Source organism: Phyllobacterium calauticae, from assembly GCF_019991125.1.
GTDB classification, from domain to species: domain Bacteria; phylum Pseudomonadota; class Alphaproteobacteria; order Rhizobiales; family Rhizobiaceae; genus Phyllobacterium; species Phyllobacterium calauticae.
On sequence record NZ_JAGENB010000007.1, the window covers coordinates 65,233 to 90,389 of the forward strand.

Annotated in this window: 21 protein-coding genes; 15 read left to right on the forward strand and 6 right to left on the reverse strand. The window is 55.4% G+C overall.

Features of this window, described 5'->3' with window-relative positions:
* Positions 1 to 168 precede the first annotated feature (168 nt).
* A complete protein-coding gene (locus J1W56_RS21205; protein ID WP_223615373.1) occupies positions 169 to 555 on the forward strand; it encodes an SH3 domain-containing protein in 387 nt (128 codons plus the stop codon).
* Between the two features lie 338 nt (positions 556 to 893).
* Positions 894 to 2,078 (forward strand): DUF2865 domain-containing protein, encoded by a 1,185-nt coding sequence (locus J1W56_RS21210; protein WP_223615280.1) that lies wholly within the window; start codon positions 894 to 896, stop codon positions 2,076 to 2,078.
* A 38-nt stretch (positions 2,079 to 2,116) separates the two neighbouring features.
* Here J1W56_RS21210 and J1W56_RS21215 read toward each other — a convergent pair whose 3' ends face one another.
* Both J1W56_RS21215 and J1W56_RS21220 read right to left on the reverse strand, forming a co-directional pair.
* Complete coding sequence (locus J1W56_RS21215; protein ID WP_223615281.1) at positions 2,117 to 3,223, reverse strand: NAD(P)/FAD-dependent oxidoreductase; 1,107 nt, start codon at positions 3,221 to 3,223, stop codon at positions 2,117 to 2,119.
* A gap of 19 nt (positions 3,224 to 3,242) precedes the next feature.
* Entirely contained in the window at positions 3,243 to 3,518 is a 276-nt protein-coding gene (locus J1W56_RS21220) for a hypothetical protein (protein ID WP_105735295.1), read from the reverse strand.
* Positions 3,519 to 3,922: 404 nt separating this feature from the next.
* Here J1W56_RS21220 and J1W56_RS21225 point away from each other — a divergent pair, with 404 nt between their 5' ends.
* Together J1W56_RS21225 and J1W56_RS21230 are read left to right on the forward strand one after the other, a co-directional pair.
* Positions 3,923 to 5,368, forward strand: a complete 1,446-nt coding sequence (locus J1W56_RS21225) for an oligosaccharide flippase family protein (RefSeq protein ID WP_223615282.1) — start codon at positions 3,923 to 3,925, stop codon at positions 5,366 to 5,368.
* 39 nt (positions 5,369 to 5,407) lie between these two features.
* The gene (locus J1W56_RS21230) at positions 5,408 to 6,412 is read left to right on the forward strand and encodes a glycosyltransferase family 2 protein (RefSeq protein WP_223615283.1); all 1,005 of its coding nucleotides are present in this window, start codon (positions 5,408 to 5,410) and stop codon (positions 6,410 to 6,412) included.
* Here the strand turns inward: J1W56_RS21230 and J1W56_RS21235 are convergent.
* A complete protein-coding gene (locus J1W56_RS21235) occupies positions 6,407 to 7,660 on the reverse strand; it encodes a polysaccharide pyruvyl transferase family protein (protein WP_223615284.1) in 1,254 nt (417 codons plus the stop codon). The two genes, J1W56_RS21230 and J1W56_RS21235, sit on opposite strands and share 6 nt — an antisense overlap.
* A gap of 260 nt (positions 7,661 to 7,920) precedes the next feature.
* Between J1W56_RS21235 and J1W56_RS21240 the strand changes: the two genes are divergently transcribed.
* From J1W56_RS21240 to J1W56_RS21260, 5 genes are all read left to right on the forward strand, one after another.
* Positions 7,921 to 9,057, forward strand: coding sequence for a glycosyltransferase family 4 protein (locus tag J1W56_RS21240; RefSeq protein ID WP_223615285.1), 1,137 nt, complete (start codon positions 7,921 to 7,923; stop codon positions 9,055 to 9,057).
* Between the two features lie 37 nt (positions 9,058 to 9,094).
* On the forward strand, positions 9,095 to 10,465 hold the full coding sequence (locus J1W56_RS21245; protein ID WP_223615286.1) for a glutamate-1-semialdehyde 2,1-aminomutase: 1,371 nt from the start codon (positions 9,095 to 9,097) through the stop codon (positions 10,463 to 10,465).
* On the forward strand, positions 10,458 to 11,792 hold the full coding sequence (locus J1W56_RS21250; RefSeq protein ID WP_223615287.1) for an apiosidase-like domain-containing protein: 1,335 nt from the start codon (positions 10,458 to 10,460) through the stop codon (positions 11,790 to 11,792). The genes J1W56_RS21245 and J1W56_RS21250 overlap by 8 nt, the downstream gene beginning before the upstream one ends.
* A 142-nt stretch (positions 11,793 to 11,934) precedes the next feature.
* Entirely contained in the window at positions 11,935 to 13,005 is a 1,071-nt protein-coding gene (locus tag J1W56_RS21255; protein ID WP_223615288.1) for an NAD-dependent epimerase/dehydratase family protein, read from the forward strand.
* A gap of 25 nt (positions 13,006 to 13,030) precedes the next feature.
* Complete coding sequence (locus J1W56_RS21260) at positions 13,031 to 14,362, forward strand: DUF4910 domain-containing protein (RefSeq protein WP_223615289.1); 1,332 nt, start codon at positions 13,031 to 13,033, stop codon at positions 14,360 to 14,362.
* A gap of 63 nt (positions 14,363 to 14,425) precedes the next feature.
* Here J1W56_RS21260 and rfbC read toward each other — a convergent pair whose 3' ends face one another.
* Positions 14,426 to 14,968, reverse strand: coding sequence for a dTDP-4-dehydrorhamnose 3,5-epimerase (gene rfbC / locus J1W56_RS21265; protein ID WP_223615290.1), 543 nt, complete (start codon positions 14,966 to 14,968; stop codon positions 14,426 to 14,428).
* A gap of 317 nt (positions 14,969 to 15,285) precedes the next feature.
* Here rfbC and J1W56_RS21270 point away from each other — a divergent pair, with 317 nt between their 5' ends.
* The 6 genes from J1W56_RS21270 (at position 15,286) to J1W56_RS21295 (ending at position 22,801) form a co-directional block, all read left to right on the forward strand.
* Entirely contained in the window at positions 15,286 to 16,581 is a 1,296-nt protein-coding gene (locus J1W56_RS21270) for a class I SAM-dependent methyltransferase (protein WP_223615291.1), read from the forward strand.
* Positions 16,578 to 17,390, forward strand: coding sequence for a sugar phosphate nucleotidyltransferase (locus J1W56_RS21275; RefSeq protein WP_223615292.1), 813 nt, complete (start codon positions 16,578 to 16,580; stop codon positions 17,388 to 17,390). Before J1W56_RS21270 ends, J1W56_RS21275 begins: the two co-directional genes overlap by 4 nt.
* On the forward strand, positions 17,387 to 18,055 hold the full coding sequence (locus tag J1W56_RS21280) for a PIG-L deacetylase family protein (protein ID WP_223615293.1): 669 nt from the start codon (positions 17,387 to 17,389) through the stop codon (positions 18,053 to 18,055). Before J1W56_RS21275 ends, J1W56_RS21280 begins: the two co-directional genes overlap by 4 nt.
* Before the next feature lie 409 nt (positions 18,056 to 18,464).
* A complete protein-coding gene (locus J1W56_RS21285; protein ID WP_223615294.1) occupies positions 18,465 to 19,256 on the forward strand; it encodes a response regulator transcription factor in 792 nt (263 codons plus the stop codon).
* A gap of 135 nt (positions 19,257 to 19,391) precedes the next feature.
* Positions 19,392 to 21,506, forward strand: coding sequence for a GumC family protein (locus J1W56_RS21290; RefSeq protein WP_223615295.1), 2,115 nt, complete (start codon positions 19,392 to 19,394; stop codon positions 21,504 to 21,506).
* Positions 21,507 to 21,601: 95 nt separating this feature from the next.
* The gene (locus J1W56_RS21295) at positions 21,602 to 22,801 is read left to right on the forward strand and encodes a polysaccharide biosynthesis/export family protein (protein WP_374042769.1); all 1,200 of its coding nucleotides are present in this window, start codon (positions 21,602 to 21,604) and stop codon (positions 22,799 to 22,801) included.
* Positions 22,802 to 22,861: 60 nt separating this feature from the next.
* Here the strand turns inward: J1W56_RS21295 and J1W56_RS21300 are convergent, their stop codons facing one another.
* Together J1W56_RS21300 and gmd are read right to left on the reverse strand one after the other, a co-directional pair.
* Entirely contained in the window at positions 22,862 to 23,854 is a 993-nt protein-coding gene (locus tag J1W56_RS21300; protein ID WP_223615297.1) for a GDP-L-fucose synthase family protein, read from the reverse strand.
* Positions 23,838 to 24,908, reverse strand: a complete 1,071-nt coding sequence (gmd, locus tag J1W56_RS21305) for a GDP-mannose 4,6-dehydratase (RefSeq protein WP_223615298.1) — start codon at positions 24,906 to 24,908, stop codon at positions 23,838 to 23,840. Before gmd ends, J1W56_RS21300 begins: the two co-directional genes overlap by 17 nt.
* Positions 24,909 to 25,157 lie beyond the last annotated feature (249 nt).

Below are 25,157 nucleotides of genomic sequence, written 5' to 3' on the forward strand. Positions count from 1 at the left end.
CAGAATGCCAGCGCCTCAGATTAACTTCTTGCGGCAGCAACTTTCTCATCATGCCGATGATCATCGGCTTATTCTGTAAAGCAACTGGACAAATCGCGATAATTTCAATCTATTAGACCGAAGATCCAAATTGAATCAGTGTTATTGCAGGGGGATTGAGCAATGAACATGAGAAGCTTTCTCACACTACTTGTTTTTTGTTCCACGATAATATTCTCGGCAGGCTCTGCTCTTGCTGATGTCGCCTATACAACCGGGAATGTTAATCTTCGCACCGGTCCGGCAACACATTACACCCGCGTTGGTACTCTGGCTGCGGGAATACGCGTGAATGTTCTGGCTTGCCAGTCAAACTGGTGCCGGATCGGACGGCAGGGCATCCGGGGATGGGTGTCAGCCAACTATCTCGATCGCGTGGCCGTTCACAGGCCCGCCATTGTGGTTCGGCCGACGATTGTTGTGCGGCCCCCCTATTATCACGGCCACCGCCCGCCGCCGCGGCCCCACCGCCCTCGCCCGAATTGCAAGATCGCGCCAGGATTCTCTTGCCGGTGAAATCTCGCCATTGTTCCTTCAACCGCACGGTTGGAGGAACGGCGCCATGCATTAATTTGCCCTGATCCGATCAGTGTCGGCATTTGCGATGCTCCCGACGGACCGGTGTCCGTGTGCGGGCTGTGCCGCAATACCTGCCAATCCGTCTAGAATTATCCAAATGCCATTAACCGTAAATCACCTTGCGGATCAGTAACATTGAAACAAAGCATTTTCATTCTGCAGATTAGAGTGTAGAAACGCATTCTTATTTCTGATATTTCGCATCTATCAATACCCATCTCAACTTGAATACAACTGATCCTCCCCTGAGTGTTGTTACGAGTAGGTATGCGTCGATGAAATTCATTAGCCGGAATATTCTCGGACTAGCTCTGCTCTTGTCTTCCAGCCTCTTTCTTCATGCAAATGCCGTGGCTGAACCAAGTATTTGCATCCGGCTTCGCCAGCAGCTCAAACTGCCAATCCGGGACGAACCGCAGGCCAATAGAGCTGTCCAAGAGCAGGCGATGAAGCTGCAGCAAGCACGCGCACGCGCCAATCAGGCGGGTTGCGCCAACACGCTCTTTTCCAGGGGAGACCCGAAGCAATGCGCGCGTTTTCAACAGAATATTGAAAGCATTGCGGCAGAGCTTGAGAGGCGCAAGCGTGCGGAAACCCGTTCCAAAGGCTCCCCTTCCTCAAAACCGCGCATTCTTGCGGCACTGAAAGCAAATGGGTGCGCTGAAGAGCGGCGGCAGGGGCTGCTTGAGGCGCTTTTCGGCAATTCAGCGTCCGAGCCGGAAGTAACGAAAGTCGCGACGCTTCCCAGGCAGGCGATCGAACGGAAACGGCCGCGGCAACCGACGCAAACCCCTGATGCATCCAGTACGAAACTCTATCGAACACTATGTGTGCGAACGTGTGATGGGTATTATTTTCCGATCTCTTTCGCCGTCCAGACCAAATATTTCGATCGCGACCAGAACACCTGCAGTGAAATGTGTCCCGCGTCACCGGTAAAATTGTATTCCCATGCCATACCGGAGCAGTCTTCCGAGGATATGATCTCCGTCGAAACCAAGATTCCCCATAAGGACCTGCCCACCGCGTTCAACTATCGTCTTACCGGCGCTCCGCCAGTGGCCAATTGCACGTGCCACAATGCGCAGCAATCATTAAAAACATCGATCAGTGCGGTGGCCCCCGCAGGTCAAGGAGCTTTAACAGCCCTTGGTCCTGCACTGCCAATCGTACAACACCCTTCCGAGGGGGAGACAGCAGCGGACACGGACGCCGCATCCAAAGGCAGCGGAAACCCCTTTGGCACCGTCTTGGCAGAACCCATCCAGGAGAATGATCGGCGAAATGTACGCGTCGTCGGTTCGGCTTATCTTCCCGATGAAGAACGGAAAATTGATTTCAAGGCGCCACGGCCAGCCGAGCCGCTTTTTACGCAAGACCCCGATCGAGCAAACAGGTTCACATTCGGCATGGCCATCGAAACAGTTGCGACCGATATACTGAAGCGGCTTGGAGATTAAGAATCAGCACTCGAAGCTCGTGCCAATTGACCTTCGATTCAAACCAGCGACGCCACATATTGCGCGATGGGCAGGCAGGACGTCAGCCCCGGGCTTTCAATGCCAAACAGATTGACCAGTCCTTTTACACCGTGCGACGACGGGCCCTCGATAAAAAAATCTGTCACCGTTTCGCCCGCAACACTCAGTTTTGGCCTGATGCCGCAATAGGCAGGCTGGAGAACCCCATCGGGCAACGCGGGCCAATATGTCCGTATTGCCTGGTAGAAACGCTCGGCCCGCGCCGGATCGACCGAATAGTCAATGGTATCCACCCACTCGACATCCGGACCAAACCGCATGCTGCCTCCCAGATCGAGCGTCAGGTGGATACCCAGGCCTCCGGGCTCGGGCACGGGATAAATCAGATGCTGAAACGGCGCGGCACCCGGCACCGAGAAATAGTTTCCCTTTGCATATCGGCGCTCCGGCACGTGATGCTTCGGCAATGCCGCAATTTTCGTCGCCAGTTCAGGCGCGTTGAGCCCGCAGGCATTGATGAACACGTCCGTGCGAAATTCATACGGCCGGTCAGTTTCCGTCTCGATGGTGTGAACGACAAATCCATCGCTGTCAGCATCCACGGACACCACCTTGGTATGGAATGCGATCATTGCATCGTGCGCCTGCGCATCTCCAAGCAGCGCCAGCATCAGATCATGGCAATCAACGATTCCGGTAGACGGGGACATAATCGCGGCCGTGCAGTTCAATTCCGGCTCGACGCGACGGGCTTGCGCTCCGGAAAGGAATTGCAGATCACCCGCACCGCACCTGCGGGCGCGCCCGGCAATTTCGGTCAGGGTCTCAACCTGCTGGTTATCAGTCGCAACGATCAGTTTGCCGCAGCGCTTATGCGCCACGCCGTATGCATTCGCAAACCGGTAAAGCGCGGCGTTACCTTCCACACAGAACTGCGCCTTCAAACTGGCTTCGGGGTAATAGAGGCCGGCGTGAATGACACCGGAATTGCGGGAACTTATTCCACTCCCCACCGCACCGCTCTCTTCGGCGATGAGCGTTTCAATGCCTCGTCTTGCAAATTCCCGCGCTATGGCAATCCCGATAACGCCACCGCCCGCAACAACGCAGCCTATGCGATCCACTCTTCACCCCATCGTAGATTCATGATGTCAGTTTTTTCTCCAGACTCTGCAGCGTCTCTATAATCTTGCTGCCGACCCGCTCATAGCTGGGATAGTGCAAAAGGTGTTCCTTGTCCCAGTCAGCCGGCGAGAGATCATTGGCACCATCCTGCGGCGCAAAATTCTTCAGCTCATTGAGAAACTCCTGAACCGAGCGCGCTGTTGGCGGGGTTCCTGTCGCCGCATACAGAAAAAGGGCACGGAGCCAGAACTGGATCGCCATCATTTCTGTCCGTATCTGCTCGTCCTCGATCATGGAAATCCTGGCTCACACGCAACGCCCTCAGAACCATTTCTTTACCACTTTTGTGAGCCGGATTGGTAATTGGTCTGACGGATATCAGGTACATCCTTAAGCGTTCGGCCGAACTGTGAAGACAATAAAAACGATGATCTACCGATATCTTTCAATGGACACGGCAGGGCCAATTGTCACCATTCGATTCCTGCCCGCGTCGTATTGAGGACGCAGGTACGTCGAACGGCTTAGCCGCCTTTCAACTGAATAGACAGCTTAAACCGGCTTCTGCAAAGCGCTAGAGTTAATGTTGCCTGCGTGCCGCCATGACGTAAAAATCCGGCTGGCAAACAAGCGCTCGAAAAACGGTCGACAATCATAAGAGAGGTCAGAGGGTGAGCGCTGTACGCAGGGCATTTTTCATGGCGATACTGGAACAGTATTCGCAAGTGATCGTCAGCGTGGCGATGATCACGGTCCTGTCGCGCATGTTGAGCAGCAGCGAGATCGGGATAGCCGTCATCGGCTTGGGAATTGGCACGATTGCGCTGACCGTCAGGGAGTTCGTCACGTCAGAATACCTCATTCAGCGCGACACACTCACACGCGAGGACATAAGAACCAGCTTCACGCTGACCTTCGGCTTCTCCGCCGTGATAGGCTGCGCGCTGTTTTTCTCGGCCCCGTTCCTTTCCCGATTTTACGCCGCGCCTGAACTGCTCACATTCATCAAAATACTGGCCTTTGCAGGTGTTATCGACGCCGCTGTCTGTCCGATCATCGCCCTGTTGCGCCGGGATCTGACTTTTGGTGCGGTAACCCGCATCAACGCCATCGGAAGCATAGTCAATGCTGTTGCGACCATCGCATTTGTTGCCTTGCATTTTGGCTTCATGAGCTTTGCCTGGGGAACACTCGCCTCGGCTATCGTACGGATGCTTCTCGCTTTTCACACCAGACCAATCTTCTGGATGCTGAACCCTTGCCTGAAGAGCTGGCGGGCGGCTTTCGCCTTCGGCTCCTACAAAGGCGCCTCAACCCTCCTGGATCGGTCCTATGAGGCACTTCCCCAGCTTGTCCTGGGCCGGATCATGCCGCTCACGGCGGTCGGCCTCTATAATCGTGCAAATCTCGTTTGCGGCTTGCCCGACAAGATCCTGCTCTCGGCGATATTTTCCGTCGCCTTTCCGGCATTTGCATCGGAAGTCAGAGCGGAACGCGACGTCAAAGCCGCGTATCTGCGCATCATAAGCTACATCACGGCCCTGTATTGGCCAGCAACCCTGGCAATGGCCATTCTGGCCTATCCGATTGTTCGCATCGCACTGGGTCCCCAATGGTCCGAGACTGCACCTCTTGTCCAGATTTTTGCGCTGGCCGCGCTCTTCTGGTTTCCCAATATCCTGACCTTTCCCGTTCTCGTCGCAATGGGCGCAAATAGACAGGCATTTGAAGCCAATTTCATTGGCCGGGGACTGTCGATGCTCGTGATCTGCGCAGCCAGCTTTTTCGGGCTCTACGCCCTCGCACTAAGCCAGTTCATAGTCCTGCCCTTTCAGATGTACCTTTCGCTGGTCTATGTCCGCCGGCAGGTTCCCTTTGCTTGGGACGAACTGTTTCACGTTTTATACCGAAGCGGCCTCGTGACGATATGGGCCATTGCAGGTCCGCTGCTCGTTCTTGCGGCGAACCGCTTTCAGTTTGACCTGTCGATTGCCCAAGCCTGCATTGCCGGTCTGTTATCGGCGATAGGATGGTTGGCAGCCTTGGCTTACTTCAGGCATCCTTTTCTCGACGAAGTGGAAAACATTGCAAGAATCGCAATGCCGACACTGCTGGCAAGGATAAACGCCGCGGCCGTCAAATGAGCGGCCCCGTGCTTCGGCTCAAGGATTGGATTTTCGACGATGAAATCCATTGACGTGGTCATACCGAACTACAATTACGCTCACTATCTGAAAAACTGCGTCGACAGCGTGCGCAACCAGCCTGCTGAGAGACTGCGCATTCTGATCATAGACAATGCCTCTACCGACGACAGCGCGGCTGTTGCCAGGATGCTGGCCAGTGCCGATCCCAGAATAGAACTGATGCTGCGCCCCAAAAACCTCGGTGCGCATGCGTCATTCAATGACGGTATCGATTGGGCACAATCGGATTATTTTCTGATCCTTTGTTCCGACGATTACCTGGCACCGGGAGCTCTTGCCCGGGCAATGGTCTTCATGGAGGACAATCGGGATGTTCATCTGGTGCATGGCAAGACCCACTTTCGCGCAAACAACACGGAAGGTGATGGACTGCCGGACAATCCATTGCCTTCGGACTGGTCAAAGCAGGACGGCATGTCCTTTCTGAAATTCCTCTGTCAAAGCGGAAGGAATTTTGTGAGCGGCCCCACGGCGATCGTACGTACGGCAATCCAGAAGAAAGTCGGGTATTACAAGCCCGCCCTGATCCACACGGATGATCTTGAGATGTGGCTGCGTTTTGCCCTTCACGGTGCAGTGGGCCGAACGGAAAATATCCAGGCGGTCGCAAGGGTTCATGATTTCAATCAATCCGCGACCGTTCGCACCCTGGAGCAGTGGAGCATTGAATTCGAAGCGGCGTTCCAGTCGTTCTTCGAGAATGACGGGGCAATCCTGACGGATGCTAACGTCCTTTTACGGCAAGCGCGCAATGCACTGAGTGAAAGGGCCTACTGGTCGGCGGTCGCCCAATTGTGCCGGGGTGAACCCGAGGCTATGGCGTTGATGCGTCATGCCATCAAGCTCCGACCGTCCGCAGCCTGGCTGCCGCCTCTCCGCTACCTCTTGCGCAGATCAGATGCCTCGGCATTGATTGGCCGCAGCGTCAAGGCTCTTGGGCGGCGACTTGGTGCATCCACGACACCAGACGGCCGGCTATGATGACATGACAGGCTGCGCAGTGAAAAGCGGGCCGATAACCCTCTCTTCCAGCAGTTTTTCCTGAATGGAAAGCTGCCGTTGAACGCGCGCATTCACTCTGGCCAGTTCCAGATGCACCTCATTGAGGTTCGCAAGCATGCGCCGCGTCTGATCTTTCAGGATATCAACATCGAAGGTTTCAATATGCTGGCATGCGTGCTGATCATATTGCGCCAGCAATTCATCATTCTTTTGGGCATATCCGAGCGAGATCGTGGGACGCGCGAGCTTCAAGGCGCAGACAACATTGTGATAACGCGTCACAACCACAATATCGGTCTTGCCTATCTCCCGCATTAGATCATGGAGAGTAGCACCATGCTCCACGGTTACGCGTTCTTCGGGCTTGTCATGGGTAGGAACCGAGACTCTTTCGACAATGTCCCCCACCGCCCGCCAGTCGCGCTCATCGCCGGTCAACAAGCGGACATTGTGCCCCTCATCGAGCAGCCATTGAATGAAGGAGGCCAACTTGCCGATGTAAGACCGGTAGATTGCTTCGCCAAATACCGCATCCTTTGACCATCCGCGATAGTCCATAACGCCTACGCCGACGGTTACGGGACTGTCGTGTTTGGGAGGCGAGGAAGATGGGACCGGAAGCCGAAACGCAATATCGGGGAATAGGCCATCATGCTCGACGGAAAGGCCTATCCTTTTCATATAGGCCAAGGAGTAAGCGTCGCGATAAGATCGGTACTGCGCCATTCTGGCCGCCGAGCGCAGAAACCAGCGGCTGAGGGGATGCTCGATCGGACCCGCACCAATGCTGACGAATGCGATGTCCGCCCCACGCAACCGGGCTGCCAGGCACCAGCGGAAGAGCACAAACGGCCAACCAAAGGGCGTCTCCTGAAAATCATCCAGGATACCGGTGCCGGGGATGATCAACAGATCCACCCCGCTCAGGCTTGCAAACAGCATATAGATACTGGCGATGCGGCGCGGAATGTCGGCAAGAAACGCGTTCATTCGAATGAACCACTGGTCTTGCAGGACCAGACCGCTGATCCCGATCGATTTGATCTTGTATTCCTTCTCGACCAGTTCCGGATTGGAACAGATGCACATGAGTTCGGCTTCGGACGGCAACGCACGCAGGAAATTCACCATAGCTTCTAGTGAGCCGTCGTTCCCGGTATTACCGCTGCCAAACTGCCCCAGTAAGCATATTTTCATCCACGCATCCTCAGCGTCGCGCGCGATCAATGGAATATCTTGTCCACGGAAGTTTGCTGCTACCGCCGGACAAAAAACACATGGTCTTTGGAACACCGCACCCAGCCTAATGAGCAAGGGGCTTCCCCCAAAGGGTTATAGGCCTCACCCGCCGCGACGCATTCAATTCCCGCGTTTCCCGGTTCATGCTGTTTTCCGGATGAAGCCGAAAAACCCAAGGACAGGACTTCATGAAGTTCGCTTATTTCGTCCGCCCCCATATTGGTGGCACATATACGGTGTTCAGACAGTTGCGCGCCGCGCTGGCTGAAAAGGGAATTGACGTCCATTGGCTGGGGATGGCCACCTACGGCACTCCTTACGATGCTCAATGGCGTCCTGAATTCTCTTACGGTTCCCTGGTGGAAACGCCCAACGGAGCAAGCGAACGGGATCAGGCCGAGGCCCTTGTGGAAGCCCTGGAAGAGGGCGAATTTGACGGAATATTCATCAACGTCCTCAGCGATCGAATTCAAACGAATATTGCGCGTTATCTGCCCGACAAATTCCTGCGCATCATGATCGTACACAACATCACTGCCGGGACTTACAGCGCGGCAAACGCCATCAAGAACCACGTGCATGCGACCGTCGGCGTTTCCGATCGCATTCGCAGTGACCTGGTCAGGAAACTGGGCTTCCCCGCGGACCGAACCTTTGCGATTCCTCATGCCGCGAGCGCGCCAACCATGCGGCAATTCCGAAGGGAACCCAACCCCGCCGACACATTGCGGGTTATTTTCCTTGGCCGTATCGAGGACGCATCGAAAGGGGTGTTCTGGTTGCCGGAAATTTTCGCCCATTTGCCGCAGTCCATTCATCTGACTGTTGCCGGCGATGGGCCGGATCTCGAAAGCTTGAAGTCAAAGATGGCAACCCGCCAACGGCAGACCACTTTTCTCGGCGCGGTTCATCCCGAAGCTGTTTTCGATCTTCTGCTTCGGCATGACATACTCGTCATGCCCTCGCGTTTCGAAGGATTTGGGCTGACCATCACCGAAGCAATGTCAGCCGGCTGCATACCGGTTGTTTCGCGTATCCGGGGAGTGACCGACACCATCGTCGATGATGGCACCAACGGCTTCCTCTTCACCATCGGAAACGTCAGGGAAGCGGCGCAGATCATCGGCCAGATCCATTCCAGCCGGAAGACCGCGCAATGGATGTCTGACGCGGCACGACACAAGGCCAATAGCACATTCACCATCGGGAATATGGCTGAACGGTATGACGACGTTATCCGGCACGTCACGGCGCACAGACCTGCCATCGCACTACCGCTCAAAATGCGGGATTGGTCCATGCCGAAAGGCTTGCGTTCGGGTTTGCGAACATTTGTGCCACGCCCGGTGAAGAATTGGCTGCGCATGATGCGGGAGCGCATTTGAAGAGATATCGGCAGATCAGGTAAAAGGGGTTTGGCACATGACTGCATCGATCCGCAATTTTGAAAATTCAGATCACCTGCGCGAACTCGCGCATGATCTGATTCCGGGTGGCGCACATACCTATGCAAAAGGCGATGATCAATATCCCCTGCTGTCGCCTGGCTTCATCGCCAGGGGCCACGGCAGTCATGTCTGGGACATCGATGGCAATGAGTATATTGAGTACGGCATGGGCAACCGTGCCGTCGGATTGGGCCACGCTTATCCTCCCGTCCTTGAGGCGGTCATGCGCCAGCTCCAGCTCGGCTGCAACTTCACCCGCCCTGCCGAAATCGAGGTCGAATGTGCAGCGACCTTCCTTGAGACGGTTCAGTCAGCTGAAATGGTCAAATTCTGCAAGGACGGCTCCGATGCCACATCTGCGGCCGTTCGACTGGCCCGGGCCGTCACAGGGCGGGATATGATCGGTATTTGTGCGGATCATCCATTCTTCTCGACAGACGATTGGTTCATTGGTTCAACGGAAATGAATGCCGGCATTCCAACCGCCATTCAGGCACTGACCGTTGGATTCAAGTATAATGATCTCGAGAGTGCGCGCGCGCTGTTTGAACGATATCCCCACAGGATCGCCGCGCTCATACTCGAGCCTTCGCGCAGTGATGGCCCGGCCCAGCCGTTTCTGAACGATCTGATGGAGCTATGTCATGAAAATGGGGCTCTGCTCATTCTCGATGAAATGATTACGGGTTTCCGCTGGCATGCCGGAGGGGCACAGAAGCTCTTTGGTATAGAACCCGACCTGTCGTGCTTTGGCAAAGCGCTCGGCAATGGCTTCTCTGTCTCGGCGCTCGCCGGCAAACGTGAGTTCATGAATCTCGGCGGCATTACGCAAGTATTCAAACCAAGGGTTTTCCTGCTGTCGACCACACATGGTGCGGAAACCCACGCTCTCGCCGCGGCGATTGCCACCATGCGGATTTATCAGAATGAACCGGTGATAGAACATCTTTACGCACAAGGACAGCGGCTGAGGAGTGGTGTTCAACAGTCGATTGCCCGGCATGATCTCACGGGTTACGTCAGCGTCACCGGCGCCAATTGCTGCCTTGCCTATGCCACGCTGGATACGGAGCGCTTGCCTTCGCAAGCCTTCAGAACGCTGTTTTTACAGGAAACGATACGCCGCGGTATTCTGATGCCATCGCTTGTCGTGAGTTATGCGCATACGGATGAAGACGTTGACCGCACGATAGACGCAATTGATGGAGCGCTCGGCGTGTACAAGAACGCGCTGCAGCACGGGGTGGACAAGTATCTGGTTGGCCGCGCTTCGCAGCCGGTTTTCCGTCGTTTCAACAGTCCCGACACGCCCGCTCCCGTTTTAAAACGCGCCAGCAATGCTTGACGCATTTCCGAGGCGGGTTCTGCTATGGGCGCTTTTGTTGCTCCTTGGACTGTGCACATCGATTAATGCAAAAGAAGCTGCGTTTCCCCTGCGCATCTCAGCCAATCAACGCCATTTGGAAGATGCTGCGGGGCGGCCATTCCTGATGACAGCGGACACGGCATGGTCCCTCATAGGGGATCTGTCCCGCGAAGAAGCCGATCACTACCTGGAGGATCGCAGGAAACGCGGTTTCAACACCATCTTGGTTTCGCTCATCGAGCACCGCTTCAGCCGCAACGCACCGGGCAATTTCTACAAGCGAAAGCCATTTGCGGCAGGCGGCTTTGTCACCCCCAACGATGCCTATTTTGACGATGCGGAGTGGATTCTGCGCCGGGCGCAGGATCGGGGATTTCTTGTACTGCTCGTCCCGGCCTATCTCGGCGTGAATGGCGGAGATCAGGGGTGGTATGGTGAGATGCGCAATGCCGGTACCGAAGCAATGAAGGCCTATGGAACCTACATCGGCAAAAGGTTTGGAAAATTCAACAATATAATCTGGATACAGGGCGGCGACTACGATCCGCCGGATATGAGCCTGGTCGAGGCGTTGGCCGGATCGATTGCACGCGCTGACCCGGATGCACTACAAAGTGTGCATGGCGGGAGGGATGCAAGAACGGACCTTGTCTGGAAAGCAGCCTGGAAAAGGCTCGATACACTCTACACCTATGGCAATGTTGCCCAGGCAGCACTCGTTCAATATCTCGTCTCACCGGCAAGACCCTTTTTTCTCATTGAGGGAATGTATGAGGGGGAGAACGGTGCAACGGAGGAAACGGTTCGGGTAGCAGCTTATTCCGCCCTTCTGTCCGGTGCCGGCGGCCAGGTATTCGGCAACAATCCCGTATGGCATTTTTCCGGTCCCGGCGTGCATGAGGAAACCATGCCCTGGCAAAAAGCGCTCGCAAGCCGCGGTGCCCAAAGCATGACCTATCTCAAACAATTCTTCGAAACCATTCCCTGGTGGGATCTTGAACCCGATCAGGGCAAATTGTTGACGACACAAGGCCAACCGGCAGCGGGCATCGCGGTGGCCGCGCGTTCGCCCGGCGAAAGACTTGTCGTGGTCTATCTCTCGGGTATGAACAACGTCGTTCTCAATGCACAGGCAGACTGGCAGTCCACCAGAGATATCCGTTGGTTCGATCCATCCTCCGGACAATACATGGCTGCCAAAGAGCCAATAACGAGCGTCGCCGGCACATTGGAATACCGTGTTCCTGCAACCCGGAATGCGTCGGGTTACCGGGACTGGCTTCTCGTTGTGAAACAGCGCGATTAACACAGATCAGGCAAAAGAAGTAGGCGCTTCGCCGAAGGTTCAGCCAATTGCATTTGCGATCCTCCAAACTCCTCTCTCGTCCCAGCCCGCCCACTGGAAGTACCGTGGCATCAAAGACGGCTTCTTTGAAAGGGTTGGAACAATGAAGGTACTTGTGACAGGACATCGCGGCTATATCGGTTCAGTCATGGTTCCTTTCCTGCAAAAGGCAGGCCATGAGATTCACGGCTTCGACAGCGAACTCTACCGGAATTGCCATTATGCACCCGGTGGAGCCCTGCCTGACATACCGGGATTATGCAAAGACATACGCGATGTCACCGCGGACGAACTGGTAGGCTATGATGCTATTGTTCATCTCGCAGCACTCTCCAACGACCCGCTGGGGAACCTCAACCCGGAGGTCACCTACGACATCAATCATCGCGCAAGCGTTCACTTTGCGACGACCGCGAAGGAGGCCGGCGTTCCGCGTTTCCTTTACGCCTCTTCGTGCAGCAATTACGGTCAATCCGGCAGCGACATAATCGATGAAACCGGCGCATTGAACCCGGTCACGGCCTATGGATGTTCGAAAGTATTGGCCGAACGCGACATCGCGGAACTTGCCGACGAGACGTTCAGCCCAACCTATCTGCGACCGGCAACGGCCTATGGTCTTTCGCCCATGCTGCGTTTCGATATCGTCTTGAATAATCTCGTGGCATGGGCCGTGACGGAAGGCGTCATCCTTTTGAAATCCGACGGAACCCCGTGGAGGCCAATCGTCCATATCGAGGATATTTCACGGGCTTTCCTGGCGGTATTGCAGGCACCCCGGCAAGCCGTACACAACGAAGCATTCAATGTCGGGCAGTCCGAACACAATTATCGTATCCGCGATATCGCTGAAATCGTCGCGGATATCGTTCCGGGCTGCCGGCTGGAATTTGCACCCGGCGCCGGCCCCGATACACGTTCGTATCGGGTCAGCTTTGACAAGATCAGGCGGGTTCTTCCCGATTTCAAGCCACGCTGGGATGCAAGAGCCGGGGCCGAGCAATTGCATGCGGCCTATGTAACCGCGAATTTGACACTGGCGGAATTCGAAGGGCCCCGCTATCAGCGGATCAGCCATATCCGTCAGCTGCTCGACGATCGGAAACTCACCTCCAGCCTGCACCGTATTTCAGCAGTGGAGCGCCATCCAGCGCTGTCCGATGCCGTCATATGATCATCCCGCGCCAGTTGTTAACAACATGGTAAATGCGCCCGACCGGACAAAGTCCTCCGTTGGAACAGCGACAGACATCGGTCTTTCCATTCACACCCTGGCTGCCCGCCTGTTTCCTATATGTCGCAGCATCACGGGCGATGGCGTCCGTGATACCTTGGCTATTCTGGGCCAGCAAATCGATATGGTCGTGCACGAAGTCCCCACGGGAACCCCGGTGTTCGACTGGGTGGTACCGTCCGAATGGAACATCCGCGACGCCTACATCAAGGATGGCTCCGGCCGCAAGCGCATCGATCTCGCTAAATCCAATCTGCATGTGGTTAGCTACAGCAATCCCATTCACCGTATCATGCAACTGAGCGAACTCAGACCCCACATCCACACACTACCCGATCAGCCCGACCTGATCCCGTATCGAACCTCATACTACAGCGAGCAATGGGGTCTTTGTACAAGCCATAATGCCCTTCTTGCGCTCGCGGACGGCGAATACGAAGTCCTGATTGACGCTGAAAAGACTGACGGTCATCTCACCTATGGTGAATACCTGCACAAAGGCACCACCGACAGAGATGTGCTGTTTTCCGCCCATATCTGTCATCCCTCGCTTGCCAATGACAATTGTTCCGGCCTCGCCCTCTTGACTCTGCTCGGCAAGAGTTTGCAGTCCCGCAAGACGCGCTACAACTATCGCTTCCTCTTTGCGCCGGGAACAATCGGCGCGCTGACCTGGCTTGCCCGCAACGAAGACAAGGTTGCACGCATCGATCACGGCCTGGTCGTGTCGTGTGTCGGAGACGGCGGCGGCCCTACCTACAAGCGCAGCCGTCAAGGCAACGCCATTATCGACCGGGCGATGGAAAGCGTCCTGTGCTGCGGCAATCGACAGGCAATCATGCAGGACTTCAGTCCCTACGGATATGACGAGCGGCAATATTGCTCCCCGGGATTCAACCTTCCCGTCGGTCTGTTCCAGCGCAGCGGTTTTGGAACCTTCCCTGAATATCACACCTCAGCGGACAACATGGCGCTCATTACACCCGAAAACCTTGCGCTTTCCTACCAGATGATCAGCGAAGTCATCGATATCATTGAAACGAACTGGACCCCGGTCAACCTTTTTCCCAAGGGCGAACCGCAACTGGGCAGGCGCGGCCTCTACGCCTCGCTGGGCGGTGACAAATCGGCCGTGCAAACGTCGATGGCCTTTCTCTGGGTTCTCAATCTCGCAGACGGAAATCACAGCCTTCTCGACATGTCGCTGCGTTCCCGCCTGCCCTATCCGGATATTTTCCGCGCCGCGCAATTATTGCTGGAAAAGGGCCTGCTCGGCGGGGAGCTGCCGCAGGCGTGATGGGATGAGCGTGGTTGGGGCCGGACGGGTTGCTATATCCTTTGCCGCATCAAGGTTGGGGTTTTAACTGCAAAGCTGCTCGCCCAGGAGCGGCCAGGACCGGTCCTTGTCAGAAAGAACCGCGGGGGGCGCCGGCCAATCGATCGCAAAGGCCGGGTCATCAAAACGCACGCCGTCAGCAGCGGCTGGATGGTAAAATTCTGAAATCAGATAGGACACCACGGCATCATCGCTCAGGGTTTGGAATCCGTGCGCAAAGCCCTTGGGTATATAGAGCTGGCAATGGTTATCCTCCGACAGTTCAAATCCGGCGTGACGCCGGTAGCTTCGCGAATCCGGCCGCAAATCGACGATCACATCCCATATTGCGCCTCTTATGCATGAAACCAGCTTGACCTCCGCGTGGGGTGCCTTCTGGAAATGCATGCCGCGCACTGTGTGCATTGTCAGTGAATGCGAGGCGCTATGCTGAACGAACTCGGTGGCAAGCCCATGTTCACGGAACTCCTGCGCGCAGAAGGTCCGCGCAAACGATCCCCGCGTGTCATGATGGGGAAGCGTCTCGATAAGCCATGCTCCGCTCAGTTCTGTCTCGGTGAACCGCATCTGATCCCGCCTTGTCCACGACGACCTGCCAATGATAGGCACAATCTTGTCAGAGCCCCGGCAGGAATGAAACTCTCCAATAGAGGTAGCGAAAACTGTACTTGAGGTTGTCTGCGGCACCATCGCGCCCGTTTCGCTGCAGTGCCGTTTCAAAGCACACCGTTTGACGGAATGCCGCTTTCGCGGGTCATCCGTTCGGATGATCCGTTTGATCGCATTGGCAGGTCGCCTACCATCCCGTGAGGCCATAGATTCAGACTGGGGAAAACAATCATCCCCCGCATCCAGGACACCGACAATTCATCGGGAGCGAAGGTATGAATCTACTGGCGAACACGTTTTCCCTGGCGAACCAATCAGGCAGCAGAACCCATTTCTGCCGCCTTTGCAGCGCGCCGCTCAGGCATACATTCGTTGATCTGGGTATGTCGCCGCCGTGCGAGAGTTTCGTTGCCCGCGACCGGCTGGATGAAATGGAACCCTATTATCCGTTGCACGCCTTCGTTTGTGAGGAATGCCTGCTTGTGCAACTGAACGAATATGTCACGCCGCAGGCCATCTTCGAGGAATATGCTTATTTCTCCTCCTATTCGACCAGTTGGGTCGAACATGCGAAAACCTACTGCCATCAGATAGCAAAGCGTTTGCAGCTCGATACGCAAAGCCTTGTTGTCGAGCTCGCCAGCAATGACGGATATCTCCTACAGCATTTCATCCCAATGAAAATTCCGGCGCTCGGCATAGAACCGGCGGCAAACGTCGCCAAGGTTGCGATCGAAAAAGGCGTATCCACGCGCGTGGAATTCTTTGGAGAAGCCTATGCCCACCAGTTGGTCACGGAAGGCCTCCAGGCTGACCTTATCGTTGGGAACAATGTTTTAGCGCAAGTACCTGATCTTAATGATTTCGTTGCTGGCATGGTTGCGTTGTTGAAACCGCAAGGCGTTATAACCCTCGAATTTCCGCACCTTGAGAAATTGATATCGCAAGGCCAGTTCGACACGATCTATCACGAGCATTTCTCCTATTTCTCGCTGCTCGCCATCGAACATCTGGCGAAACGGCATCACCTCAAAATCATCGATGTGGAAGAGTTGTCGACCCATGGCGGATCGCTGCGGGTGTACCTTACCCACGCCGCCAGCACATGGCTCGTGCGGGAAAGCGTCGCCCGCATCAGGCAGGATGAGATAAACGCGCATCTTGATCAGCTTGCCACCTACACCGCCTTCGCCAGCCGCGCCCGCAAGGTCAAGCGCGATCTCCTGACATTTCTCATAGCGGCCAAAACTGAAGGCAAGACGATTTGCGGATATGGCGCGCCCGGCAAGGGCAACACATTGCTCAACTATTGCGGCATCGGGCCTGACTTCCTCGATTTCACCGTGGACCGCAACCCCTACAAGCACGGCCGTTATACACCCGGGATGCATATCCCCATTGAGCCGGTGGAGGCGATTGACCGGCTCAAGCCTGACTACATCCTCATTCTTCCCTGGAACCTCAAGGACGAAATCGTGAAGCAAATGCACCATGTTCGCGAATGGGGTGCCAAATTCGTCGTACCCATTCCGGGTATCGATATTGTTGATCCGAGAGGTGACGAGCTATGAAAGTGGTTCTGTTCTGCGGCGGTATGGGTACCCGTATTCGCGAGTACTCGGAAAATGTACCCAAACCCATGATTCCACTCGGTTCCCAACCCATATTGCGCCACGTGATGCAGTATTATGCCGACTATGGACATGAGGACTTTATTCTTTGTCTGGGTTACAAGGCGAATGTCATCAAGGATTTCTTTCTCAACAGCAGACCGCAGACCTTTGCCGATTGTGTCGTCAGCGGCGACGGGACTGTCGAGGTTTTGGGTGAATCCCAGAAGGACTGGCGCATATCCCTGATTGATACCGGTATATGGCGTAACATCGGCGAGCGTCTTTGGGCAGTGCGCGATCAGTTGCGCGGCGAACGCGTCTTTCTCGCCAATTACAGCGATGGGCTCACCAATGTCGATCTTGACGATATGATCGAAAAATTCGAGGCGAGCGGCAAGATCGCCTGTTTTCTTGCGGTGCGCCCGCCCCTTACCTACCATCTTGCGGACATTGCCGATGACGGCCGCGTTTGCGAGTTTCGATCCTCCGACCGTTCGGACATCTGGATCAATCGCGGATATTTTCTCATGCGCAGTGAAATATTTGATTACATGCGCGAGTCCGAAGAATTGGTGCTTGAGCCTTTCAGCAGGCTTATCAAGGATAACATGCTCATGGCTTACAAGCATGAGGGATTCTGGCGCTCCATGGATACGCTTCGCGACTGGCAGGCACTGCAGGAGATGGTGGAAAGAGGCGAAATGCCATGGATGACCCATGCACCCGCCCGCGGTAACTCCAGGGCGTCAAAGGTCAAAGTTTTATGAGGTCATTGCCCTTTGCCTACCACGGGCAACGGCTGTCGGTATTATGCCTCGGCGCCCACTCCGACGACATCGAGATTGGTGCGGGCGGTACAATCCTGCACATGATTTCGGGCGGCGCCTTGCTTGACGTTCACTGGTGCGTGATGAGCAGCCCGGGTGACCGGGCCATGGAAGCGCGCGCATCAGCCGATGCGTTTCTTGCCGGCGCATCATCAACGCATGTAGAGATCGCCCAGTTCGAAGACAGTTACTTTCCAAGTCAAACGCGCGAGTTGAAGACGTGGCTCAATGCGTTGCGCGACCGCGTCTCGCCTGACATTATTTTCACCCACGCACGCCATGATGCACATCAGGACCATCGCGCGATCAACCAGCTCACCACAAACGTATTCCGGGACCATCTGGTGCTGGAATATGAGATTCCCAAATGGGACGGGGACCTGACCGAACGCAATGTCTACGTTCCCCTGACCGAAGAGATCATGCAGCGCAAAACGGAACTCCTTCTGAAACACTTCGGAACGCAGCGATCCAAGGACTGGTTCGACGCGGATACATTCCGCGGTCTTGCGCGCCTTAGAGGCATTGAGTGCCGGGCACCGGGCAGATTTGCAGAAGCTTTCACAGCACGGAAACTGGTGATCAGCATGGGCACCGGTCAATAGGGCAAACCGCCTTGCCTGGTTGCAGCCGAATTATCCGGCGATGGGGTGACCTGCTTCCGACCGTCGTACACATCGACTCAATCGAAACAGAGCAAACGTCGCTCGCCCCGATTCGGAACCATCGTTTCACAACGTCTGCGCGGTCTAGAACGCAGGTCTAAATCCCGCGCTAAGGTCAGTAATACGCCCGTTCTATTTTGACCGGTTTACCCCTCTATTTTAGTTATACTAATGGATTAGTCATTTCATAATTGCCTGCTTGCTTCCCATCCAAAGGACTACGCGTGGGATTAAAGACTTTCCTCCATGGAAGGCGTAAATTGATATTGCCAAAAGAAGTGCAATTGAGCGGAACAATCCGTTCATGACAAACAAACATGCAACAAAGCATCAAACTTGGGGATAAATTATGGAAAACATGCATGTCAACCATACTCTAGACGAACTGGAAGATGAGGATATTCACAAAATTATAGAAATCACTGATAACTCATCTTACACAATAAGTGCCAACGAAAATAAATTCCAAAAGTATTCTACCAACGACTATTTGCTTATCATTGACCGCCGTGCCCTTGAGAGGGAGTGTCTGGCCCAGGCTTTAGCCGCCCATCACATGGGTTTGAAGGTCAAAACCTGCGGTTCGCTGCAGGAATGGCAAGCTTCCATTAACAGTCCTGCTGGGCTGCGTGCCGTACTCGTCAACACGGGAAACCGCAATCTGAGCGACGGCGATCTCTCCGCAGAAATATGCGAACTGGTCGAAGCGTTCCAGAAGGTGGCTGTCGTCATGGTTGCGGACAATGATGATCTGGCAACCATTCTCAAGGCCCTCGAACTGGGCGTGCAAGGTTATATTCCGACAACCGTTGGAATTGAGATCTGCATGCAGGCTATCGAACTGGCGATCGCCGGTGGGAAATTCGTTCCTGCAAGCTGCGTTCTGTCCCTCAGGAAACTCATGGGTGGCCGCAGCGATGAATTCCGGCACATAACGACCTCGTTTACGGCACGGCAATCGGCAGTCGCCGAGGGGCTGCGCCGGGGCAAGGCCAACAAGATCATCGCCTATGAGCTGAACCTGTGCGAGAGCACGGTGAAGGTTCACATACGCAACATCATGAAGAAGCTGGGTGCAACCAACCGGACAGAGGTGGCCTACAAGATCGGCGACATGATTCCGCACGAAACCAGGTTTTGACGCCGGCTGGACCCCAGTCGTTCGCCATCCGATTTTGCAGGAACTCACGCAATGATTTTCTCCGATAGCATTCCTCACGCATCAGGGCCGGCAATCCATCGCCTTGTTTCAGTTGTCCTCAAGCGGCGGAAGACAATGCTTGCAGCGTTGTCGGCATGCCTCTTGCTGACCACTGCCGCCTATATGACGACGCCGGCCCAATACGTGTCGGAGGCAATCCTTGCTCTGGACGTTCGCAAGTTGCAGGCCCTGCCAACCGAGTCTGTTGTCTCGCCTTTGCCGCAGGAGAGCCCGGTGCTGCGCACTGAGCTCGATATCATCAGCTCACGCATGATGGCCGGGAAAGTGCTGACCCGGCTCGATAGCCTGAACTTTGATGCCGATGGACGCATCAATCCCGCCGATCAGCAACCGCCCGCAAATACAGCTGGCCCCGATCAGATCAGCGCTTTGCCGGCGCAATCGGACGAGGACCGCAATCGCAGCCGCATTGACAAATTGCTCTCCAACGTCAGCGTCGTGAATGACGGCAGGTCATACACCATCTACATCAGTTACAGGGCAGACAACCCCCAATACTCCGCTGCGGTGGCCAATGCCTTTGGCGAAGCCTACCTCGACTATCAGGTCGATCTGCAAACATCCGCAACCCGGCGTGTGAGCGACTGGCTTGGCGGAAAACTTGTCAGCCTGCGCGCGACACTTGAACAATCGGAGCGGGCAGCCGCGGACTTCCGCGAAAAATCGGGCCTTGTCAAAGCCAACGGCATGACCCTCCAATCGCAGCAGATCGCTGCCCTCAACACGGAACTTGCCAATTTGCGGGCGAAGCTCGCGGGTGCAGAGGCGCGCCTTTCCACCGCAATCGACGCGTCGAACAACAAAGCCGGCGTTGCATTGTCTGAAATTCTCGGCTCGCCGGCCATACAGCAGTTGCGTGCCGAGCAGTCGCGCGTCGAGCGATCGCTCCAGGAAATCAGCCAGAGCGGCGCCATACAAAGTGTGCAGCTGCCTCAGTTGAACTCGCAACTTGCCTCGTTGAAGAGCCAGATTGCCGGCGAAGTACAGCAGGTTATCGACAGTTTGAGGAACGAGATCAACGTCACGCATCGCCAGCAGGCGGCAGTGGAAGCGAATCTTCGGGAAATGCAGGAAGGCATGTCTGCAGCGAACCAGGCACTGGTGCATGCTGACCAACTTGACCGCGAGGCGAGCGCAAACCGCGCAATCTACGAGAGCTACCTGACCAGATATAAACAAACCATAGAGCAGGACGGCATAGCAACGGCTGAAGCCCGCATGATCTCACGTGCCGTACCGGCACGATCAAGGGCAAGCCCCCACCTTTCAACGTGGATGGCGCTTGGCATCATTGGCGGCACATTCCTGGGCATATGCGCGTCCTTCCTTCTTGAAATAAGGGATAAGTCAATCCGGTCGGCGCAAGCGCTCGAAAATGCCACCCGAACCCCCATCATTGGCCGGATCCCCAAATTGTCCAGCCGCGAACGCAAAAATGCCGCGCTGATTGTCAGCGAAGGGCGCTACGGCTTTGCGCGTGCGATTGCGGATTTGCAGGCCCACCTCCTTCTGTCTTCGCCACAAAAAATGGCCCATGCCATCGCTGTCACATCAGCCGGGACCCAGGAGGGCAAAACGCTCATTATCGCCGGACTGGCCCGGTCATTGGCCGCGACAGGTGTTCGTGCCATCATCATCGACGCCAATTTCACCGCCCCCATGGTTGGGCAGGAATTCGGCGATCAGTTTGGGCCTTATCTGGAGGATGTGATCAGAGGAAGGCACACGCTGGAGGCCGTGATTCAGCACGATGTATTCTCATCGATCGACTTTGTGGCAACGCAACCCTGTTCCGTTCCCGCTGAATTCCTGCTGGGACACGAGCAATTTGCCAAGGTGATCAATGCCCTGAAGCATCAATATGACATCGTGCTCATCGATACTCCGGCGGTTTGCCTGGGTGCGGACGCGATCCGTGTGGCCTCGCTGGCCGATACCACAATCCTTGTCGCACAATGCGAACGGGCCAACATGGATGACATTCTCAACGCCGTGAAGGTGCTCAGTTCCGACGGGCGAAGACTGAGCGGCATCGTCATCAACAGCGATCCAAGCATAAAGGATGCCTCGCCCCCTGATCACCAGCCGCCGGCACCCGCCACAGCGAAGCGCTTCGTGCTGGAAGTCGCCAGCCACAAGAAACTCCGCTCTTCAGCGGCCAAGGTATGAGGGCGAAAATGCTCAAAGGACAAAGGAAAAGCCCGGCATCTCTGCTATCGCGGATAAGCAATCTCCTCATAGCGGGAACCGTATCGTCAACGCTCTTGTTTTCCCTGGCGGCTGCCCCTGCCCAAGCAAATCAGGAGCCGTACAAGATCGCTTCGGGAGATGTTCTGCTCATAACGGTCTATGGAGATGCCGGATTGACGGGTATCTTTCCTGTCAGCGTCGACGGAACAATTGCCTATCCCATTCTTGGCAATATAGCCGTTGCCAACCATACGATCACCGAAATCGGGCAAACCATCACACAGTCGCTTCTGCAGCATATACCCGGTCTTTCCGTTTCCGTTGCCGTGAAGGAATACGCACCCGTTTTTGTCATCGGGGATGTCCAGAAACCCGGAAAATATGAATATCGGCCGGGAATGATTGCCTTGGAATTGTTTGCGTTGAGCGGAGGTTTGCGGCAGGCCGCCGACAAGCTCGACACCGCGGGTATCCAGCTGGTTGCGGCACGGCAGGAATATACCGACACATCGCTGCAACTCTTTGCACAGGATGTGAAGCGCGTGCGTCTCGAAGCCGAATTGAATGGAAAGCAGTTTGACTATGATCTGACAGCGAGCCTCGATACGATCGATGACAAGGCCGAGCGGCAGCGGATCGTCGATTCCGAGCGAAAGCTTTTCGATCTTCGTCTTTCCGCCCTGCAAAGCGAAGCAACCGCGCTTGAGGCTCAGAAACAGAACTATGCCGAAGAAATCACCACGCTGGAAGAAAGCACAAAGTTGCGCAACGAGGAAATTTCGCTTCTTGAGCAAAATGTGAAGGCGTCCCAGAGCCTGGTGGACAAAGGCCTTACGGCGCAATCAACATTGCGCGATACCCAACGCCAGCTTTCGGCGATGCGCCGGGATGCGCTCGAATTCGGCTCGTTCCTGGCACGCGCAAAGCAGAATGAGAATGCGATCCAGCAGCGCCTGCTCGCCCTGCACGATTCGCGCTCCAATGATGCGGCCAAAGACTTGCGGGACATTGATCTCGATATCCTGAGATTGCGCAAGAAAATGGCATTCATCGCACAAACCATGGGTGAAATCGGTGCCGCGGCCCAGCGCGTGTCGTCGCGTGAGGAAACAGTCAAGCTGACCTTCACGGTGGTTCGGGTGGTGGACGGAAACTATCAGGAAACGGCCTTGTCGGAACATGATGAGATCAGGGCCGGGGATATTCTGCGTGCGCAACTTGAACTGCCCAACGCGGCCGCACCCAAGGCGATCGTGCCCAAGGCCGTCAACTGACTATGCGTGTCTTGTAGTTTGAGGCCTTGCGTCCGGGCGTTTTCCAACGCCCCGGGTTGATCAGGATCCCGTCTGCGCCAACCCGTTTGAAGGCGCCAACGACGTCTGCCAGTGGCTGTAGAGATCGCGAATACCGGCCTCCAGCTTGATACGGGGATGCCATCCCATAGCCTCCATCTGCGAAGAATCCAGCAGCTTTCGCGGCGCCCCGTCCGGCTTCGACGTATCGAAATCCACGGAACCGCGATAGCCCACGATCCCGGCGACCAGGAGCGCTAGGTCGTGGATGGAAATCTCCGCACCGGAACCGATATTGATGTGGCTGGCCGAGGCATAGTTTTTCATCAGAAAGACACAGGCATCCGCAAGATCATCCACGTGGAGAAATTCGCGCCTGGGCGTTCCAGTGCCCCATACGACGGCTCTGGGGCTGCCCATCTCCTTGGCCTCATGCATCTTGCGTATCAACGCCGGCAGAACATGAGCCTGTTGCAGATCGAAATTATCATTCTGCCCGTAGAGATTTGTTGGCATGGCTGTAATGAAGCATTGTCCGTATTGACGCGCATAAGCCTCTGCCAGTTTCAGCCCCGCGATCTTGGCAATCGCATAAGCCTCATTCGTCGGCTCAAGGCTTCCTGTCAGCAATGCCTGCTCTTCGATGGGCTGGTCAGCATATTTCGGATAAATGCAGCTTGACCCAAGCCATAGGAGTTTCTCCACATCAAGCCGGTGCGCTGCATGCATGATATTCATGGCGATCATGGTATTCTCGTAGAGGAAATCTGCGGGATGATGGGCGTTCGCCAGGATTCCGCCCACGCGTGCCGCAGCGATGAAAATGACGTCCGGCCGCGCAACCGCCATCCATTCCTCTGTCTCACGCTGACGCGTCAAATCGAGCTCGGTGTGATCGATCGTGATGAGGCGGCATTCTTCCCGTCTCAGCCGCCGCACCAGAGCGGATCCGACCATGCCAGTATGTCCGGCAACCCAGACTCGTTTACCGCCAAGCTCGAAATTGTGCCGGGACACCTTAACCATAGAAGTCATTGCGGCTTTCTTCCCGCATGATGGTCCGCATATCCGATTCAACCATTTCCGATACGAGATCTTCAAAAGCGGTCGTGTGGCTCCAGCCCAGCTTGATGCGGGCCTTTTCAGGATTACCCAACAGCAGGTCAACTTCCGCCGGCCTGAAATAGCGCGGATCGATCTCGATGATCTCCTTGCCGCTCTTGCGGTCGTAGCCGATTTCATCAACGCCGGTACCGCTCCATTCAATGGATTTTCCGACGGTTGAAAACGCTCGTTCGACGAATTCGCGCACCGTGTGGGTTTCACCCGTTGCCAGTACATAATCGTCGGGATCATCCTGCTGGAGAATACGCCACATCCCATCGACATAATCGCGTGCATGGCCCCAATCGCGCTTGGCCTCAAGGTTTCCCAGACGAAGCTTGTCCTGCAATCCACGCTCAATCGCGGCGACGGCGCGCGTGATTTTCCTGGTTACGAATGTCTCACCGCGGATCGGGCTTTCATGGTTGAACAGGATGCCGTTTGAGGCGTGAAAGCCATAGGCTTCCCGATAATTGACCGTTATCCAGTAGGCATAGAGCTTGGCCACCGCATAGGGGCTGCGCGGATGAAACGGCGTGCCTTCATGCTGAGGCGCCTCAATGCTTTTGCCGAAGAGTTCCGATGTCGAGGCCTGATAAAAACGGCAGGTCTTTTCGATCTTCATGATGCGCATCGCCTCCAGCAGGCGCAAAGTACCCATCGCGTCCGCATTGGCCGTGTATTCCGGCGTTTCGAAGCTGACTTGCACATGGCTTTGCGCTCCGAGATTGTAAATCTCGTCAGGCTGGATTTCCTGAACCACCCGGCAAAGGTTGGTGGCGTCCGTCAAATCACCGAAATGCAGATGAAACCGGACATCGTCATCATGCGGATCCTGATAGAGATGGTCGATACGGGCCGTATTGAACGACGACGATCGACGCTTCAGTCCGTGCACGATATAGCCCTTTTTTAGGAGAAACTCGCTGAGATAGGCTCCATCCTGTCCCGTAACCCCAATGATCAATGCCGTTTTCCCAGTCATTCGCAGTTCCCGTCCGTGTGTCCTTGAAGTGTGGTGACAAACGCATTGCCGTGCCGAATTCCATCATGGAGAAACCCGCCCATCGGCAATGGATGGAAGCCAAGTATAGGCGGCGACATCGAATAGACACTTCGGGAATAGGGATAGGAATGCTGATCGAAAACAGCGATTCCGCCATGTGACGGCCGATAATGGCAAGACGGCATGCACGTCTGTCCGCCTCACCCTCTCCAGAAGGCGTAGGGGCTT

Coding starts and splice junctions, on each gene's coding strand:
- J1W56_RS21205 (WP_223615373.1), top strand. CDS start 169: ATGAGAAGCTTTCTCACACTACTTGTTTTTTGTTCCACGATAATATTC.
- J1W56_RS21210 (WP_223615280.1), top strand. CDS start 894: ATGAAATTCATTAGCCGGAATATTCTCGGACTAGCTCTGCTCTTGTCT.
- J1W56_RS21220 (WP_105735295.1), bottom strand. CDS start 3,518: ATGATCGAGGACGAGCAGATACGGACAGAAATGATGGCGATCCAGTTC.
- J1W56_RS21225 (WP_223615282.1), top strand. CDS start 3,923: ATGGCGATACTGGAACAGTATTCGCAAGTGATCGTCAGCGTGGCGATG.
- J1W56_RS21230 (WP_223615283.1), top strand. CDS start 5,408: ATGAAATCCATTGACGTGGTCATACCGAACTACAATTACGCTCACTAT.
- J1W56_RS21245 (WP_223615286.1), top strand. CDS start 9,095: ATGACTGCATCGATCCGCAATTTTGAAAATTCAGATCACCTGCGCGAA.
- J1W56_RS21250 (WP_223615287.1), top strand. CDS start 10,458: ATGCTTGACGCATTTCCGAGGCGGGTTCTGCTATGGGCGCTTTTGTTG.
- J1W56_RS21255 (WP_223615288.1), top strand. CDS start 11,935: ATGAAGGTACTTGTGACAGGACATCGCGGCTATATCGGTTCAGTCATG.
- J1W56_RS21260 (WP_223615289.1), top strand. CDS start 13,031: ATGGTAAATGCGCCCGACCGGACAAAGTCCTCCGTTGGAACAGCGACA.
- rfbC (WP_223615290.1), bottom strand. CDS start 14,968: ATGCGGTTCACCGAGACAGAACTGAGCGGAGCATGGCTTATCGAGACG.
- J1W56_RS21270 (WP_223615291.1), top strand. CDS start 15,286: ATGAATCTACTGGCGAACACGTTTTCCCTGGCGAACCAATCAGGCAGC.
- J1W56_RS21275 (WP_223615292.1), top strand. CDS start 16,578: ATGAAAGTGGTTCTGTTCTGCGGCGGTATGGGTACCCGTATTCGCGAG.
- J1W56_RS21280 (WP_223615293.1), top strand. CDS start 17,387: ATGAGGTCATTGCCCTTTGCCTACCACGGGCAACGGCTGTCGGTATTA.
- J1W56_RS21285 (WP_223615294.1), top strand. CDS start 18,465: ATGGAAAACATGCATGTCAACCATACTCTAGACGAACTGGAAGATGAG.
- J1W56_RS21290 (WP_223615295.1), top strand. CDS start 19,392: ATGCTTGCAGCGTTGTCGGCATGCCTCTTGCTGACCACTGCCGCCTAT.
- J1W56_RS21300 (WP_223615297.1), bottom strand. CDS start 23,854: ATGACTTCTATGGTTAAGGTGTCCCGGCACAATTTCGAGCTTGGCGGT.
- gmd (WP_223615298.1), bottom strand. CDS start 24,908: ATGACTGGGAAAACGGCATTGATCATTGGGGTTACGGGACAGGATGGA.